15 protein-coding genes are annotated in these 16919 nt (G+C 53.7%); all 15 read right to left on the bottom strand.

Translation table 11 applies throughout. The features are described 5' to 3' along the window. Positions 1–3: 3 nt before the first annotated feature. The 15 genes from OO258_RS16000 to ihfB all read right to left on the bottom strand — a co-directional run bounded on the left by OO258_RS16000 (position 4) and on the right by ihfB (position 16643). Entirely contained in the window at positions 4–1602 is a 1599-nt protein-coding gene (locus OO258_RS16000) for a D-glucuronyl C5-epimerase family protein (protein ID WP_266031512.1), read from the bottom strand. Next, positions 1599–2351 (bottom strand): AglZ/HisF2 family acetamidino modification protein, encoded by a 753-nt coding sequence (locus OO258_RS15995; RefSeq protein ID WP_266031510.1) that lies wholly within the window; start codon positions 2349–2351, stop codon positions 1599–1601. The genes OO258_RS16000 and OO258_RS15995 overlap by 4 nt, the downstream gene beginning before the upstream one ends. Continuing rightward, positions 2352–2957 (bottom strand): imidazole glycerol phosphate synthase subunit HisH, encoded by a 606-nt coding sequence (hisH, locus tag OO258_RS15990; protein ID WP_266031508.1) that lies wholly within the window; start codon positions 2955–2957, stop codon positions 2352–2354. Next, entirely contained in the window at positions 2954–4189 is a 1236-nt protein-coding gene (locus tag OO258_RS15985) for an oligosaccharide flippase family protein (RefSeq protein WP_266031506.1), read from the bottom strand. The genes hisH and OO258_RS15985 overlap by 4 nt, the downstream gene beginning before the upstream one ends. Beyond that, a complete protein-coding gene (locus OO258_RS15980) occupies positions 4179–5498 on the bottom strand; it encodes a hypothetical protein (RefSeq protein WP_266031503.1) in 1320 nt (439 codons plus the stop codon). The genes OO258_RS15985 and OO258_RS15980 overlap by 11 nt, the downstream gene beginning before the upstream one ends. A 4-nt stretch (positions 5499–5502) precedes the next feature. After that, positions 5503–6585, bottom strand: coding sequence for a DegT/DnrJ/EryC1/StrS family aminotransferase (locus OO258_RS15975; RefSeq protein WP_266031501.1), 1083 nt, complete (start codon positions 6583–6585; stop codon positions 5503–5505). 2 nt (positions 6586–6587) lie between these two features. After that, on the bottom strand, positions 6588–7163 hold the full coding sequence (gene wbpD, locus OO258_RS15970) for a UDP-2-acetamido-3-amino-2,3-dideoxy-D-glucuronate N-acetyltransferase (RefSeq protein ID WP_266031499.1): 576 nt from the start codon (positions 7161–7163) through the stop codon (positions 6588–6590). Next, positions 7160–9052 (bottom strand): acyltransferase family protein, encoded by a 1893-nt coding sequence (locus tag OO258_RS15965; protein ID WP_266031497.1) that lies wholly within the window; start codon positions 9050–9052, stop codon positions 7160–7162. Before OO258_RS15965 ends, wbpD begins: the two co-directional genes overlap by 4 nt. Before the next feature lie 66 nt (positions 9053–9118). Then, positions 9119–10069, bottom strand: a complete 951-nt coding sequence (gene wbpB, locus OO258_RS15960) for a UDP-N-acetyl-2-amino-2-deoxy-D-glucuronate oxidase (RefSeq protein ID WP_266031495.1) — start codon at positions 10067–10069, stop codon at positions 9119–9121. A 75-nt stretch (positions 10070–10144) separates the two neighbouring features. Continuing rightward, positions 10145–11455, bottom strand: coding sequence for a UDP-N-acetyl-D-glucosamine 6-dehydrogenase (gene wbpA / locus OO258_RS15955; protein WP_266031493.1), 1311 nt, complete (start codon positions 11453–11455; stop codon positions 10145–10147). Between the two features lie 290 nt (positions 11456–11745). Continuing rightward, on the bottom strand, positions 11746–13110 hold the full coding sequence (locus tag OO258_RS15950) for a Wzz/FepE/Etk N-terminal domain-containing protein (protein ID WP_266031491.1): 1365 nt from the start codon (positions 13108–13110) through the stop codon (positions 11746–11748). 150 nt (positions 13111–13260) lie between these two features. Then, positions 13261–14325: an LPS O-antigen chain length determinant protein WzzB gene (locus OO258_RS15945; protein WP_266031489.1), complete on the bottom strand. Its 1065-nt coding sequence runs from the start codon at positions 14323–14325 to the stop codon at positions 13261–13263. A 208-nt stretch (positions 14326–14533) separates the two neighbouring features. Next, positions 14534–15961 (bottom strand): MBL fold metallo-hydrolase RNA specificity domain-containing protein, encoded by a 1428-nt coding sequence (locus OO258_RS15940; protein WP_266031487.1) that lies wholly within the window; start codon positions 15959–15961, stop codon positions 14534–14536. 102 nt (positions 15962–16063) lie between these two features. Continuing rightward, positions 16064–16327 carry a lipopolysaccharide assembly protein LapA domain-containing protein gene (locus tag OO258_RS15935; RefSeq protein WP_110747749.1) on the bottom strand — a complete coding sequence of 88 codons (264 nt, stop codon included), beginning with the start codon at positions 16325–16327 and terminating at the stop codon, positions 16064–16066. A 19-nt stretch (positions 16328–16346) separates the two neighbouring features. Next, positions 16347–16643 (bottom strand): integration host factor subunit beta, encoded by a 297-nt coding sequence (gene ihfB, locus OO258_RS15930; RefSeq protein WP_003252675.1) that lies wholly within the window; start codon positions 16641–16643, stop codon positions 16347–16349. Positions 16644–16919: the final 276 nt, after the last annotated feature.

The raw sequence follows: 16919 nt of genomic DNA, 5'->3' as shown, positions 1-16919 counted from the left end.
ACCTCAATAGAATTCGTTAATCACGGAAACGGCTTGATCGAACTTCACCCTATAGTACGATGCTTTGGGGATTTTCTCAAATAAGACAGTACGATCAATGACGGGCAAGCTAGAGTAAGCGACCCAGGAAACTAGGTCATCTGAGTACTCTAGCTGCAAATTCGCAGGTTTCAGGGGGTCCGCTTTTTTAACGTCGACTGTTAAAGTATCCTTACCAACTTCAGCACTTGGAATCAAAAGCCACCCCGGACATCTTACCGGAATGCCTGTTGAGTGATCACCATCTGATAGTTTCCTTAGCGAAACAGAGTAATTACACCGATCGACGAGGTATTTTTCCGGCTTTGCCTTGAAAACAGCAACACCGTCCAACGCGACGTTTCGATTCCCATTATCTGAAATAATATCAAATTTGATATAGCGAGCGCGCACCAAATAGGTAAACGGGATACTGTGACGATCATCCTTGTTATTAACTACTTTTGCCACTTTTTGCCAGTTTTTCATGTCAGTAGAGATCGACACTGAAAAGTCTTTGGGACTGCCGTTCACAGAGTGCCCCAGTAGTCCAACCCCTCTGATCGATGTTAGATTCTGCAAATCGATTGTGACTGAGACTGGAAAAGTCGAAGATGACCAGTAATTATTTCCAAACTTTAGATCCATTTTATCTGGGCCGTGCGTCTGGGCATTGGTCGAAGATGTGGCTGTCACTGTCCCGTAATCCAACTCATAGGACTGGAACTTAGTTGCCTCCGCCAAAAATGCACTATCTTTTGAAACCTCGTACAACCAAAGCATCTGCATTACGTGGATACCGTTATAGTCGCTACGACCAGCGAAACTACGATGCCCTTTATCATTGGCCGAACTATAGTAGGAAATAAATCCAGCATCATAATCATCAAGACTTTGCCGCACCGCCTTAACGCCGCCAGCTAACAAGCCTCGAGCCTTTTCGTTACCCGTGTAGGTGGCATAATCATAAACGCCCGCAAGGGCGAAAATATGACCATTTAGAACTTTATATGACGGGCTCCCACGATATGCAACCTCCTCCAACCATACACCACCATTGGCGACGTAAGTTGCCATGCCGCCCTTTTCAACTGGAGTGGCCAGCTTGTTAAGTACGAGTTCGGCAAATTTTAAATACTTCTTGTCGCCACTTAATTTATGCGCCCTAGCCAACACACCTAATACTCGCCCACTCGTCATGGCTGACCACCAACCATGAGGGGCGCTGTAATACGTATTTTCGAAAGGGAACGCCCAATAATAACCGACTTTATCCTTAACAGCGCTATCCAGCAAATAATCAACCTGCTTGAAGAACAAACGCTTTTTTGAAGAATCTCCAGCCAGTATCTCCCGATATAGGATATTAGCGAAGTTAGCAACAAATGTCGGATTACGGAAATTACCTAGCCCCCCATAGCGATGGCCGTATGAAAAATACAGAATGCCATCATCACCGACCCCGTATCCATTAGCACTGGAAAAATTCTCTGAAGTATCAAACGCTGTGAACGCGTGAACACCAATTTCTTTACCGGAGGCTGCACTAAAGACAAACACCAAACACAGCAAAATGTACTTCACTTGATGCCCTTATTAATATCCGGATAGCTGATCAAAACTGCTCTGTGTTTTCCATGAAATACAAACAGGCTACCTGCCGACACAGCGGACACTTGGCAATGTTCAAACACCGAGTTTAAGTCTTCTACGGATCCTGCGCCCCCGCACGCGACAACAGGCACATGAATATTATTCACTACATTTTTAATTAGTGAAAGATCATATCCCTTCTGGGTGCCATCTCGATCAATCGAGTTAAGAAAGATCTCTCCCGCTCCTGCTTGCTCTAATGCCTTAGCAAACTCCACAGGATCTCTCTTGGTGTTGTTCGATCCGTTATGGGTGCAAACCGAATAACCTCCGAACAATCCTTTTTTGCAATCAATAGAGGCCACCACACTTTGCGAACCATAGACTTTCGCGATAGCGGTAATCAAATCGAAACTTTCCGCTGAAGCGGAATTTATAGAGACCTTTTCCATGCCGAGAGCGAACAGTCGCTGCGCGTGCTCGAATTTAGTAATGCCCCCACCGTAACAAATTGGCATAAAGCATTCGCTGGCGATCTCCGACAAAAGTTCAAAGTCAGGCTCTCGCCTTGCAGCCGTAGCACTAATATCTAAAAGGATAAGCTCATCAACTTCTTTCTCATTAAAGATCCTTATAGCATTTATGGGATCTCCAACGTACTTGGGATCTTTGAATTTCAAAGTTTTTACCAAGCCGCGATCCTTCAACAGTAAACAAGGGATGACTCGCTTCCTGATCATTTATAGGCTCACAAAATTCTTAAAAAGCTGCATGCCGAATCGATGGCTTTTTTCTGGGTGAAACTGGAAGCCAAAGATATTATCTTTCATCACACCCGCTGCAAACTCTTGACCGTAGTTTGCCACTAGCAGTGTGCTTTCACTGGATCTCGGCACCATATAGTAGCTGTGTACAAAATAGTAACGACTATCTAGATTTAGGCCTGCCAAGATAGGATGCTCAGCGCACGGACTCACATAGTTCCATCCCATATGTGGAACTTTTCTCTCATCGCGTTTCTCAAAGCGCACCACATCCATGTCAATCCAACCGAGACCGGCTTCCTCCCCTTCCTCGGACCTACAACCTAACATTTGCGAACCAAGGCAGATCCCCATCACTGGCTTCCGCACATTCAATGCTTGATCATTAAGTACCTCGATGAGGCCACTGGCGCGCAACGTTCGCATACCAGCATCGAAGGCACCCACACCTGGCAAGATAAGCTTGTCCGCCTGCTCAAGATCAGCGGGTGAATTAGATGCCTTGGCTTTTGCGCCAACTTTCTTGAGCATATTCAGCACGGAAGCAATGTTTCCGACACCATAATCAACCACAACGATCATTGCGAACCTCCTTTCGATGCTCGATAGGATATCCAGAAGTAGATTATGTACATTAATGCATACCCAACCGAATACGCCCAGAGAGCTGTGTCAATTTTCTGAGGCAGTAGAAAACAAGCACACGTAAGCAAAAGCAACACTACTTGCCATAGCAAGTCTAACTTTTGTTTCTGTGCAATATAAATGGTATAACTAAGCGGACTGACGACGAACCGCATGAAAAAAAGAGGAATCAGTAAAACTGCATAACGCCCGGATTCAGCCCACTCGTGGCCGAATACCAGACCGAAGGCCCACTCACCGAGGAATGCGAAAACGATGAACGGAACTATCGCAAGCGCCGCCAACAAATAGAATGTCTTCAAAAAAATACGCTGGCAGTTTCCATGAGTCCTGTAATCACGCGCAGCTTGCTCTTTGAACACATCAAGCACAGACGCGGCCAAGAGAGAGATTGGCGCACCCATCATTTTTAGTGTCAGCGCAAACCATCCGGCAGCCTCGCTACCGAAACGCGAGGCTATGAAGATAACTGGAAGTTGACTGGCTGCTGTATTCAGCAAATCCGCCGGAAGCGAAAATTTTGGAAAATTCCTGTGTTGCCAAGCCAAGTCCCTTGCTGACTGCCAACTGATACTCAGGCTACCTTTAAGCCATGCACTATTGATCCATAGCAATGAAAGCCCAGTCGCAGCAATAACCCCAAGCACTTGGCCGTAGATCAACCCAGAAACATCCGTGGCAAAAAATGCAGCCGACACTTGAGCAACCGCGATACATGCGGCCAAACTGACCCTGGAGATGCCGAGCTTGTTGAATGCTTGTTGATATGTCAGCAAGGACAAAACAACTTTATTCATCCCCATGCCAAAAATGATAACAACCAGCGAAAGCCAAAAAAGCGAAATCACTGATGGCAGGCTTTGCGCAAATATATCCCACAACAAAGCTGCGCCGACTATTACCACTGATGATGATATTGCAATCACAAGGATCAGCTTCAACAGCGCCTGAATCGCGACTTGATCTTCGCAATTAAAAATCGCCATTTCGTAGCGTCCGGTCACTGCAACTGCTGCAATGGTGGCGAACGAGAGCCAGACGCTAAATTCACCAAGGTCAGTTGGAGTATATAGCCGAACCAGCAGAAGCATAACGCCCATCGTAATCAGCTGTGCGCCAATCGTCCCGATCAAAACTCGGGTTATCCGACTGAAAAAACTAGCGCTCATAGACTTTCTTTCCAAACGTGAACGGCACAGATACAAGCACAAGGAAAATCAGCATCAGGAAAACCCCAGACCCCATCAATACGGTCAACAAAGACTGCTCGAGGATCTTAGTCGCGAACAACAACCCCACCGGAATGGTTATGAATGCCCCGTGACGCATATATAAGTAATTTAACAGCATCACAACCGAGCCTACAAATATAGACTCCACCACGACCGCCGAGTAACCCGATTGCAAATACGCGATTGCAAAGAAATTAACATTGGCATTGAGCTTGGGATTATTAAAAATCTCTTGCCCTATACGAAACGTCAGAGGCTCTGACTTGGCGACACCCATCATCGAACTAAGCAGCGTATCGCTGTATGAATTAAAACCAAACAGTGAAACAAAGCTATCCACCGCCCCCAAAAGCGTCGAAGGCACTATGAATGCTCGCCGCACGAAGTAGTCGTTCAGGTAAGAGTAGCCAAAAACCTCATGTTCCATCGCACCCAGCAGCAAAAATGCAATGGCCCCACCAAGGAGCCAGGACAATTTAACGCCTCCATAGCGGCGAAAGTACTGCATGAGAAGATAGATTAACACTAACACCATAAATGGGTATTTCTGGCCAAACGCCCCCCATAGAACCAACGCATTAGCTACGCCCAACAGCACATAGGCACGGGACTTCCGATACACACCCCACGCGAACAAGACGGGGAAAAAAGCCTGAGTCCCGATCGATGCCAAATAGCCAGCTCCCGAGCCTGCCTGAAAGACATCTCGTGCCAGGGCCCTTCGCACATACTGCTCTGAAAAATTAAAAGAAAAGTAACTAGCGCTTTTTAAAAAAATAAACAAAAGAACCAAGACGTTCAGCAGCGCAAGCATAGCCAAACAGTGCCTGCTAAGTGAGTCACTTTGCCTATGTTGACTTTCATAGAACCTGAATTTATTCGCCGATGCGACAATCAGCACCCCAACTAGCACGCCTAGTGAAACGCCCCCCCAAGGCACTGCATCAGGTGCAAACTGATTCGCGGCTTCCAATACCAAAGCATGGGGAACCACCACGAGGAATAACAAAGTGACAATCAGATCACCTGGCCTTTCGACCCTGGTTCCACACAAAAACGAGCAAACGGGAGCCAGAACCGCGAGGTAAATGATCAGCCCGACGCTGACAGGTTTAACAGCCGCCCCCATGTACTCATGCAGAACATATACATAACTGTTGTTTACCCACACCAGGACTAAGAAGTAGGTAAAGAACAGTAAGGCGTTTAAAAACACCGATCTATCGAGTCGGGCTGATAAGTACATGGGCTTACCCTGCAATAACTGCAGAAATCTGCCGAATCGACGCCTCTTCGAGGTAAGGATGCATCGGCAGGCTCATCACCTGTGTCGCAACCTCATCTCCAACCGGCAAGGATACCGCCGCATCTGCGACAGCTGGCTGCTTGTTCAAGGGAATTGGATAATGCACAGCTGTCGGAATACCCGCAGCCTTCAGCTTCGCCTGTACGGCGCCTCTGTCCTGTACAAGCACCGTATACTGGGCATAGGCGCTGATATTTCCCGCAGCGATATATGGCGTTGTCTCAATACCAACGGCTGCCAGTGCTGTGTAATACCACTTCGCGACCTGCTGACGCTGCGAAATCTCCTCCTCGAAAATCTCAAGCTTGGGCAAGAGAATGGCTGCCTGCAGGGTGTCCAGCCGGCTATTTACCCCCACACGAATGTGGTGATAACGACGATCCTGGCCATGCCTCGCGATTTGCCGAATCACGGTCGCCAGGGCCTCATCATTGGTAAAGATCGCTCCACCATCGCCATAGCAGCCCAAAGGCTTGCTTGGGAAGAAGCTGGTACAGGCCACAGTTGTAAGGTTGCACGAGCGCTTGCCTTTGTAGGAGGCACCGAAACTCTGCGCTGCGTCCTCGATTACAGGAATACCGTGTTTGGCCGCGATGGCGTTGATCGCATCGTAATCGGCGCATTGACCATACAGCGAAACCGGTATGATCGCCTTGGTACGCGGAGTAATCGCCGCTTCAAGCAACTGGGGATCAAGATTGTAGGTGCGCGGGTCGATATCCACATAAACCGGCTTCGCGCCCAACAGCGCGACAGTTTCGGCAGTAGCAATGTAGGTAAAGCCCGGGGTAATCACCTCGTCGCCCGGGCCGATACCCAGTGCCATCTGCACAATTTGCAGAGCGTCAGTGCCATTGGCGCAAGTGATGCAGTACTTTGCACCGACGAAAGCAGCCAGGCGCTCCTCCAACTCAGCTACTTCAGGGCCAAGAATGTACTGGCCATGGCTCAAAACACGCTGGATGCCAGCATCGATCTTGTCTTTGATGCGTGCCTGCTGGCTTTTCAGATCAATGAATTCAATCATGCTCAAACATCCATCTTGTTCAGTTGTTTGCCGTTCAGGACGTAGCGCGCCCCGGTGTGCGAGCAGGTGGCTTCGCCTTGCTCGTTCAATTGCAGCTGCTCGCCAAATTCACTCATCCAACCGATCTGCCGAGCAGGCACACCGACCATGAGTGCGTAGGCAGGCACGTCCTTGTTGATGACTGCGCCAGCGCCCACGAAGGCGTACTCGCCAATGGTTATGCCGCACACGATTGTGCAGTTCGCCCCGAGTGTCGCACCTTTCTTGACGAGAGTGTCGCGATACTGGTCCTTGCGCTCAATCAGCGAGCGTGGATTGTAGACATTGGTGAACACCATGCTGGGGCCGCAAAAGACCCCCTCTTCCAATGTCACGTTGTCGTAGACCGATACGTTGTTCTGCACCTTGCAGTGGTCACCAATAACGACCTTGTTGCCCACGAACACGTTCTGACCAAGCGAAACGCCGGCGCCGATCCGAGCGCCCCCACATACATGGACAAAGTGCCAGACCCGGGAGTTTTCCCCGATCTGTGCGCCGTCGTCGACGATGGCACTTGGATGCTGATAGTAATTCATGGTTTCAGACTCACATTGGACTGAGGTTGATCAAAAGCTCGCTGCAATTGCTGCGCCGCGTAGTGGCCATAACGGCTAGCCCCCACTTCGTTGAGGTGGTGGCTGTCACGGTAGATCAACAACCCGTGCTCGTAGGGCGCAGCAGCAAAGAAGCTACTGCTGGAAAAATCTAGAAACCGCGCCCCTGGGGTGCGATCGGCAATTGCCTTGACCTGCTGGTTAGCTGCCTGCCATTCACGATTGAACGTGAGTGGTGCCGACAGCCCCAGTTCGGTAAACCGCCTAACCCGCTGTACGTCTGTCTCGAACATCGGCACCTGGGCAAGCACTACTACATTTTTATGGGCCCCGGCCGTTGTGGTCAGGAAATCAGTCAGCGCCTTGGTGAATGCCTGGCTCTGCATCTGGTACTGCCACATACCAGCAACGATTACTCGGTCTACCTCCGGCAGCGCCTTGGCTACCGCTGCAACCTGGTCACGGCAAGCTTTCTGCGCCCAGGTGGGTAGTCGTTCGATATCAAAACCGGGGATAGGTACACAGCTGCTGGCAGTGAGCACCCGGTATGCAACGCCCTGCTCATTGCCCACCTGATCGAAAAAGTGATTCAGTTGAGCAGCATGACTATCGCCTATGACCAGGGCGGAAACATCAGCGTCTGGCTTGCCTCGTTTGCAGCTACCTATCTGGGTACCATGGCAAATCGTTTCTGGCGCCGCATAGCGGGTCAGTTCTACCGGCAGAGGGTCAACCAGCGATGCATTGATACGCACCGCCCCCCACGCTACCAGCACAACCGCCGCTGCAGCCATCGCCCACTTGGGAGCGTGGCGCACAAAGCCTCTTGCCTTCCTGACGGGTGTCTCTATGAATCGGAAGGACAGCCAAGCCAACGCCACAGAGGCAACCGCAAAGACCAGCAACCAGGCCATCGTCAATTCATGCTGCCCGGTGTAGTACCGAATCAATGCCAAAACCGGCCAATGCCAGAGGTAAAGCGAGTAGGAAATTGCACCAACCCAGACCATCGGCGAGGCAGCGAGCAATGTACTCACAGGGCCGCGGCGAGCAGCAATGATCATCCCTGCCCCAACGCAAGGCACGATCGCCCAGAAGCCCGGAAACTCCTGCTTTTCAATTGCAAGTAGCGCCCACCCCAACATCAGCGCACCGGCTATGCCAAACGCACTGCCGAGTGCCTGAGGCAACTCTCGCTGGCGCATCAGCAACGCAACAACAGCGCCGACCATGAATTCTGGCGCGCGTGCCAGCAGCGAAAAATACATTTCGTCTCGTTGCCCACCGAGGGTTTGGTAGCCAACCCAAGCAAACGCCGCAATGGCCACCAATGAAAAAGCAGGGAGGCGCCAACGCGCGGGGACGCCGATAACCATGATCGGGAAGAAAAGGTAAAACTGCATTTCGATGGCAAGCGACCAGGTATGCAGAAGCGGTAACTCATCGGCCCGCGGCGCAAAATAACTACCAAAGTGGGCGAAATAATGGTTACTGGTAAACCATGCGGAAGATTTCAGGCTATCAAGAAAGAAGGCGAAATCGTCCGGGACGAAAAGTACCGCGGACAGCGCCGCGACCACAAACAGCATCAAAAAATACGCGGGAACAATCCGTTTGATCCGGCTCGCATAAAAGGCAGCCAGATCAACCTTACCGCTACGCTCGGTCAGCAATGCGGTGATGATAAAACCTGAAATAACAAAAAAAACATCGACGCCCACGTAACCGGCTTTCAACCAGCTGTCATTGGCGTGATAGAGCAAAACCGCCAGCACCGCGACCGCGCGCAAGCCTTGAACATCCAAGCGGATGCTACGCTCTACGCGTTGTGCACCCGCATCGTTCGGCTTATTGAAATTATCGTTCGACACGCTGACTGGCGACCCTGGGAAAAATAAAAATGGGTGGCGGCGAGCCACCCGTGTTGCTATCTGCTTTTAACGCGAAAGCGCCATCACGAACGGGTGCCCCTCATTATCCGCCGCTGCAACAACTGGAGCGCTACGAATGGTATTCACGGTTTCGACACAGTGACGCGCATCCTCGATACCGTAACCACGGCCAGCAAGAATTTCTTCATAGCTGGTGGTGTGCAGATCGGTGAAGCCTTCGGAGAATTCCATTTCCTCACCATTGACGGTGATCGAACGGTAGGTTGGCTTCTTGCCCTTCACCGACTCAGGTAGGTCGTTGGCGTCTACAGACAGGAACCAGCGTACGCGTGCTTTCTCGTACTCCAGGTAACCGGCGGCCTTGTGCTCGGAAGTGAAGTGCACAACGTTGCGCTGCAGCTTGCCGAAGATGAAGTGCAGCATGTCGTAGAAGTGCACGCCGATGTTGGTGGCCACACCGAACGACTTGCGTGGGTCACCCTTCCAGCTTTGCAGGTACCACTTGCCGCGCGAGGTGATGTAAGTCAGGTCGACTTCATACTTGTGTGGGTTGTTCTCGCGGGCGACCTTCTCCTTCAGCGCAAGGATTGCCTGGTGATGGCGCAACTGCAGGATGTTGTACAGGCGCTTGCCGGTTTCCTGCTCGACCAATGCCAACTCGTCCAATTGCTGCGGGGTCGGCACCAGCGGCTTTTCGCAAATGACGTCACAGCCCAGGCGCAGGCCCGCGGCAATATGCGGGTGGTGCAGGTAGTTAGGCGAGCAGATCGCAACGTAATCCAGGGCAGTGGCCGGGTTGCGCTTCAAGCCATGGGCATGGTCGAGGAAGAACTCGAACTCGGTGAAGAACTCGCTCTGCGGCGAGATACTGTCGATGATACCTACCGAGTCATTGATATCGTACGCGGAGACCAGACGGTTGCCGGTGTCCTTGATGGCGCGCATGTGGCGAGGGGCGATGTAGCCTGCAGCACCGATGAGAGCAAAGTTTTTCATGAGGCTTCCTTTGAAGACGAATGAATCCGCCTGCCCCCTCGAGGGCCAGGCGGATCAATTTGCTAGCGACGCCGATCAGGCCTTGATGATGTGCGCGGTCGGCGTGCGGTACTTACCGCGGCTGTCGACAATGAGCTTGGCCTTGGCTTCGATCAGGGCATAGTCGAACTTGTCGTGATCGGTGGCCAGAACCACGGCGTCGAAGCTTGCCAGGTTCTCGGCGGTCAGCGGCTCGCTGCTCAGCTCGAAGTGGTGCTCGCGCATCTTCGGGAACACCGGGACGTGTGGGTCGCTGTACGCAACCACGCCACCCTTGGCCTCGATCAGCTCCATGATTTCGACAGATGGCGACTCGCGCATGTCGTCGACGTTCTTCTTGTAGGCGATACCCAGCACCAGTACACGGCTGCCCTTCAGTGCCTTGCCGGCGTCGTTCAGGCCATCCATCAGCTTGCCTAGCACGTACTCAGGCATGGCCTGGTTGACTTCACCGGAAAGCTCGATGAAACGGGTGTGCAGGCCGTATTCGCGCGCCTTCCAGGTCAGGTAGAAGGGGTCGATCGGAATGCAGTGGCCACCAAGGCCCGGGCCCGGGTAGTAAGGGGTGAAGCCGAAAGGCTTGGTCGCTGCAGCATCGACCACTTCGAAAATGTCGATACCCATGCGGTCGGCGACGATTTTCATTTCGTTGACCAGGCCGATGTTCACCGCACGGTGAATGTTCTCCAGCAACTTGGTCATTTCGGCAGCTTTGGTGGAGCTTACCGGTACGACCTGGTCGATAGCCTGCTCGTACAGTGCAATACCCACTTCCAGGCAATTTGGGGTGTGACCGCCAATAACCTTGGGAATGGTGCGGGTTTCGAAGTTCGGGTTGCCTGGGTCTTCACGCTCTGGCGAGTAGACCAGGTAGATGTTCTCACCGACCACCAGGCCGCCTTCCTGCACACGTGGCAGCAGCTCTTCTTCGGTGGTACCTGGGTAGGTGGTGCTTTCCAGCGAAACCACCTGGCCTGCACGCAGGAATGGCTTGATGGCATCGGTGGTGTTGATCACGAAGCTCATGTCAGGCTCGCGATATTTGTTCAGCGGGGTGGGCACGCACAGGATCAGTGCATCGCACTCGCTGGCACGCTTGAAGTCGACGGTAGCCTCAAAGCCGGTTTCGCGCGCCTTGCTGATATTGGCAGCCGGGATGTGCTCGATGTAGCTCTGACCAGCATTGAGTTTATCGACTTTCGATTGATCGATATCAATACCCAGCACATTAAAACCAATGGCGTTATAACGCAGCATCAGCGGCAACCCGACATAACCAAGGCCCACGATACCAATCAAGGCCTGCCGGCTTTTGAACTTTTCTACCACCGCATTCATATCTGTCATGCTTCCCAACTCACCTTGAATATACCTGCCCGTTTCCACGGCTGAACAACGGGTTATTGAACCTTCTTCGATTCATTCGTCAGTCGAGTGAATCCATTCGGCGCCAGCATGCACTGCGCATGCTGTCGAGCAAAAAACGCCCACTTACATTTGCCCGGGGAGCGGCCCGGTGGCTGCCATCAATGAGATGCGCCACAATCATATGCGGTTAGGCTGCGGCAATCCATCGGAGTTTTCCTGGGACCTAGAACCACCAAATGCCACTAAAACAACATCATAGAATTGGGCGCTCAAGCTTGCGCATCTGCCAGCCTGGCAGGGTTCTGCCCTGCCAATTCATCAGGTATGACGCGATGTGCCGAACCCTCGATTGCAAGTACGCGTTGCAGCCTCGCGTGGTCTTTGAACGCACCTCGCAGCAGAGCAATAACCGTTCCGAGCAGCAGACCGCCGATAAATGCGATGAGTACGATGAGTGCTTTACGCGGCTTCAAAGGCTTGCTCGAAGGCACCGCGCGCTGGTCAATATTCACCAGGTGCAGGCCCTCCAGCTGGGTATCGATGGCTTGCAAGCGCGCACGCTCCACGCGAAGCGCTTCAACCCCCTCCAAAAACGCAGCTTCGCTCGCACGGGCCTTGATTGCCTGGACTTTACGGTTGGTCGAAAGCAGAATGAGCTCTTTGCGGATCTGGCCGATTCTCGGCTCGACGAAGTCATCTGACGTACGTTTTCGCAATGCAGCACGCTCAGCCTCAAGCACCTCAGTACCCATAAAGTACAGCGGCACCGGCCTACCGTTTACTTCGGTACGAATGATATTGCCAGTTGCTGCGCCATCATCAGCCATCAGCGAGGGTGTCGAAGGCTTCTTCAAACCGAGGCTTCGCGCAACACTAATAGCCTCATCAAGTTCGGCCAGGCGCGCCTCGCGGCGCAATTTCAACTGAACACGCAAAGCCTTGAGTTCATCATTCAGCTGCGCACGCTTGATTGCATCGGCCTCTTCAAGGCGGGCAATACGGCTCTCGTTTCCAGCCTTGTACTCCGACACCGCAGAGTTCAGCCTCTTGTCCACCTCCGCCAAGCGGTTGGCCAAGATAATCTGCATATCCTTGGACAACTGGCTGCGCTCACGCTCAACGGCATAATCAACGAAATCGTTGAGGATGGCAGCGCCATTCACGCCTTTTTCATAGCGCATCTTCAACCCGACAAAATCGCTTAGCGAATCGCTCTTTTTCGGGTCTGCCAACACTACGCTGAGGCCGTCGCGGTTGAAGTCTTCAAATGCCTGATCGACACTTTGCCCTTCATCCTTGAAAGCATCGATGAGATCTGGCCTGGACCGGAAGAAGTCCAACCGGGTGGTATAGGAATCCAGCGATGCCCCCACTCTCTTGAGCGCTTCAGCCGGAGGCAATGAGTAGATTTTTGACCGATTCAAAGCATCCAACTGGTTCAAGGCAACCGGCCTTAAACTTGTGGACGCTTCATAGACAGGGGTAATGTTGTAGGCAACTGCGGCGCCGACAAGTGCACAGACGCCACCCACAGCAGCGATGAGGAACCGCCTACGCCAGATAGTGCGCAGTACGTTGAAAAGATCGATTTCGCCAGAGCCGGCCATGGAGGGGGGACGCACAACGCTATTCACAAAATTTCCCTGTCTGAAACGGGGTTAACCAAGACAGGCAGGGCAGATCAGCGTGTCGTGCTCGCTCTTCCAGCTTTCCATGTCATCGGCGACGAAAGGCTATTGTTACACCTTCCGCAACCGACAACAACGCTTAACGACGCCTTGCAATCAGGTAAGTTCCCCTCCGTTCGTCGCTTTGCGCCTGCACCAGATATCCCGCCCCAAGGCAACCAACACACCAAGCCCTACTCCCACCAGCGCCGATAGCAACATGATCACGGCTTTTCGCGGCTTGATAGGCTTGTCAGGCTGGGATACGGCGCCATCTTGTTGATACATGGCAACAAGGGAAGGGTCGACCTTCAACGCCCGCAAGAAACTGAGTTTCTCCTGCTTTTCACGCAAATTCCGGATGAATGGATCGTCCGATGAGCGCGCCTCCAGGTTGGCGATTTCTGCCTCCAGCGCCTTGGTGCCGCGCATGTAGGTGAGAGCCCCATTCATGCCAGCGGACACTTCACTGGACAGGGTTTCGGAAATGATCGGCGGCTTTTCCAGGCCAATCGACTGCGCTACGCGCAACGCCTCCTTCAGTTTGGCAATCTGGTCCACGCGCTGATTGCTGGCAGCGGCTCGCGCAGCCTTGATTTGCTGGTCAAGGTTATCAGCCATGATCGATATGTCACTGCGGGTACCGCTCAACAACTCGTTCTTCGCTCGCTCAGCAGCCAACTCTGCGTAATTCGACACCCAGGTCGCCGCAAGACGCGGGTCTTCAAGATTCGCGGTCAGCACGTAGCGATCAGGCATGTCTTTGCTAGCGAGGGCCACTTTCAGCATACCGTTGAACTGAGCATACAGGGCATCACGAGAACCGCCCCGCTCCTCTTCGGTCAGCATGGGCAGGAAGGCGCTGCGAAAGAATTTGTCTCGTACTGCTTCAGACTGAAGGGACTTGAGGTAGATGCTGTACACATCCTTGGCACTCAGTGGCGCCAGGCCCGTCCCCTCACCACGGCCGTAGTTCAGCTGGGCAATCTCGCTCTGGGAAGGAGGCTGTATATACAGCTTCGCTTCATACACCGGCGAAACCATCATCACATACGCCAAACCCAAAGCAATTACCGGTACTGCAACCAGCCCTACCCAGATTTTTTGGCGCCAAACACCCTGCACAAGCTCAATCAGGTCAATCTCGTCGCTACCACTCAGGCGCTCGCGTTCATTGCGCATTTAGTCTTTTTTTCCTTGGGTCTGTCTTATTGCATCATCTCGGGGGCAGGCTTCCAACCTAAGCAACTCAACACCCTTCGAATCAAGCGTAGCGGCTATTCGCCACTCTTTCTGCCACGCTTCTAACTTTACTTCAAGCAGTAGTAGAAAGACCCGCCCCGCAAAAGTTCCTCACTATCTGACAGACCTCAACCTTCCCGCCAGAAGGTCATGTTGCGACTGTGACGCACACCTCATGCCCAGGCTGCGTAAAACTTACGCGCAGCGCGTTCGCAAGCGTTTGCTTCGCCCTTTTCTCGCCATGCACCAACATTATCCGCCGTGCATTGCAGCCGCGCGCGAACGCCACCAACTGCGCCTGATCCGCATGGCCCGAGTAGCCGCCCAAGGTCATCACCTTCGCTCGCACCTCATACATCTGCCCATCCAGATCAATCTGCACAAACCCTTCCGCCCCTTCGCTGGCCTGAATCACCGCCCCCGGAGTGCCCTTGGCCTGATACCCCACAAACATCACCTCATGCCGGGGATCACCGAGCATGGCCTTCAGGTAATTGACGATGCGCCCACCGGAACACATGCCATTGCCTGCAATCACGATCGCGGGGCGCCCGGTACTCTTGAGGTAATTGACTACCTGCTGGTGGCGGGCATGGGTGTCGATACTGATCAGCTGGTCGAACCCGAGCGGATCACGCCCCTCGGCAAGCCGCGCCCTGGCCTCTGCGTTCCAGTACTCGTGCAAGTCGCGGTACACACCGGTGATGCGCTGGGCCAAGGGTGAATCAAGGATGATGGGCAGCTGCGACCAGTCGAGTGAATCGCCTTCAGGGGCCGAGGCGGTCGTGCTGAGCAGCGCCTTGCGGTGGAGGATGGCTTCGAGTTCGTACAACAGCTCCTGGGTGCGACCGAGGCTGAACGCCGGAATGAGGAGAGTGCCCTGGTCAGCCAGGGCGCGATCAATCGCGGCTTCCAGCCGCTGCTGACGGTCGCTGACCGGAGGATGCAGGCGGTCACCGTAAGTGCTTTCCAGCACCAGCACATCTGCACGCTCAGGGGGCTGCACGGGGCGCAGCAACGGGTTGCCACAGGCACCCAGGTCGCCGGAGAACACGTAGCGTGTATTGGCCTCCTCATGCTGCATGTCGCATTCGACATAGGCCGATCCCAGCAGGTGGCCAGCGCGCTGCAAGCGAATGCGACAGGTCAGGCCCGGGCGCTCGACCAGGGTGTGCCACTGCTCGAAAGGCAGCGGCACGATAAGGCCACGGATGAAATCCAGGTACCGCGCCACTTGGACGGGGTCGCTGCTGATGCTGAGCTTGTAGGCGTCTTCCAGCACCAGCGGCAGCAGCCGGGCCGAGGGCTCGCTGCACAGGATGGGGCCGCGGTAGCCGGCTGCCAGCAGCGCCGGGATACGCCCGACATGGTCAAGGTGCACATGGGTGATGACCAGAGCCTGGATGCCCTGCACGTCGAAGCCGAGCGGCGCAGTTTCGGTGCCCGGTGCTGCATCGGCACCCTGCTCCAGGCCGCAGTCCACCAGCAGGCTGACAGAGGGGGCGAGGTGCAGCTGGTGGCAGGAGCCGGTGACGCCGCGGGCGCCACCGTGATGGGAAAGGACGGGATATTCCATGCTGCGCACACTCACCTGGGCCGAAAATGAAGTGCGCTATTACTCCATGAGGGCCGGTGCAGGCATAGGCGAGACTTTCCCAAATGGGCGTAGGAAGATTCCTTAATTGCCGCTCAGTGCTGCCTGGCGGGCTGAAGCCTTGATCTTGCGCTTACTGCGCTGCACGCCGTAGGCACCTAGCAATGGCCCAACGGCGAGGCCGATGACCAAGGCGGCCAGCACCAGCACGGCTACTGGCACCTCAGGCGCGACCCAGCCAAACAGCACCAGAGACACGGCTTGCTGATTCTCCAGCACGAAGAAGAGCACCACAGCCGCCAACAGCAGCACGAACACCGCCGCCAGGGCGCGCTTGAGGTTACGCATCAGATTGCTCCTTGATTGATCAGGCTTCGGCCTCGTCTTCTTCATTGACGCGGTCGCGCAGTTCCTTGCCGGGTTTGAAGTGCGGCACGAACTTGCCTTCGAGGCTGACCGACTGGCCGGTCTTGGGGTTACGGCCTACGCGTGGGGCGCGATAGTGCAGCGAGAAGCTGCCAAAACCGCGAATCTCGATGCGATCGCCGGTAGCCAGGCATTGTGACATCTGTTCAAGCATGGTCTTGATGGCCAGCTCAACGTCCTTGGACGATAGCAGCCCCTGATGGGTGACAATACGTTCGATCAGCTCCGACTTCGTCATATTTTTCCCTTCGTTATCAAGCAGCTAGATCATTGCTTAACCAGTTTGTAGCACGCTGGGAAGGATTTGAACAGGGTGGTTCTTGACTTAATAAAAAAATTCAAGATTGAAGTTTTACGGGAATGGTCTACATGCGAGGGTTGGCAGGGTTGGCTTGATTAGTGACAGGCCGGCAACCACAGGGGCCTGAGGGTATGACTGCGCTCGGTCTCACTGGCGATAAACCCCTTCCGGGGAACCCCCCACGCCACCAGCAGAAGCACAAAAAAAGGGCGA

It is taken from the genome of Pseudomonas sp. DCB_BI (assembly GCF_026240995.1).
Taxonomy (GTDB): Bacteria; Pseudomonadota; Gammaproteobacteria; order Pseudomonadales; family Pseudomonadaceae; genus Aquipseudomonas.
This window is presented reverse-complemented; position numbering and strand designations above follow the sequence as displayed.

What these genes read in the sequence shown, in the direction of transcription:
- OO258_RS15995 (WP_266031510.1), bottom strand. Translation starts at nt 2,351, where the DNA reads ATGATCAGGAAGCGAGTCATCCCTTGTTTACTGTTGAAGGATCGCGGC.
- hisH (WP_266031508.1), bottom strand. Translation starts at nt 2,957, where the DNA reads ATGATCGTTGTGGTTGATTATGGTGTCGGAAACATTGCTTCCGTGCTG.
- OO258_RS15985 (WP_266031506.1), bottom strand. Translation starts at nt 4,189, where the DNA reads ATGAGCGCTAGTTTTTTCAGTCGGATAACCCGAGTTTTGATCGGGACG.
- OO258_RS15980 (WP_266031503.1), bottom strand. Translation starts at nt 5,498, where the DNA reads ATGTACTTATCAGCCCGACTCGATAGATCGGTGTTTTTAAACGCCTTA.
- OO258_RS15975 (WP_266031501.1), bottom strand. Translation starts at nt 6,585, where the DNA reads ATGATTGAATTCATTGATCTGAAAAGCCAGCAGGCACGCATCAAAGAC.
- wbpD (WP_266031499.1), bottom strand. Translation starts at nt 7,163, where the DNA reads ATGAATTACTATCAGCATCCAAGTGCCATCGTCGACGACGGCGCACAG.
- wbpB (WP_266031495.1), bottom strand. Translation starts at nt 10,069, where the DNA reads ATGAAAAACTTTGCTCTCATCGGTGCTGCAGGCTACATCGCCCCTCGC.
- wbpA (WP_266031493.1), bottom strand. Translation starts at nt 11,455, where the DNA reads ATGACAGATATGAATGCGGTGGTAGAAAAGTTCAAAAGCCGGCAGGCC.
- OO258_RS15945 (WP_266031489.1), bottom strand. Translation starts at nt 14,325, where the DNA reads ATGCGCAATGAACGCGAGCGCCTGAGTGGTAGCGACGAGATTGACCTG.
- OO258_RS15940 (WP_266031487.1), bottom strand. Translation starts at nt 15,961, where the DNA reads ATGGAATATCCCGTCCTTTCCCATCACGGTGGCGCCCGCGGCGTCACC.
- OO258_RS15935 (WP_110747749.1), bottom strand. Translation starts at nt 16,327, where the DNA reads ATGCGTAACCTCAAGCGCGCCCTGGCGGCGGTGTTCGTGCTGCTGTTG.
- ihfB (WP_003252675.1), bottom strand. Translation starts at nt 16,643, where the DNA reads ATGACGAAGTCGGAGCTGATCGAACGTATTGTCACCCATCAGGGGCTG.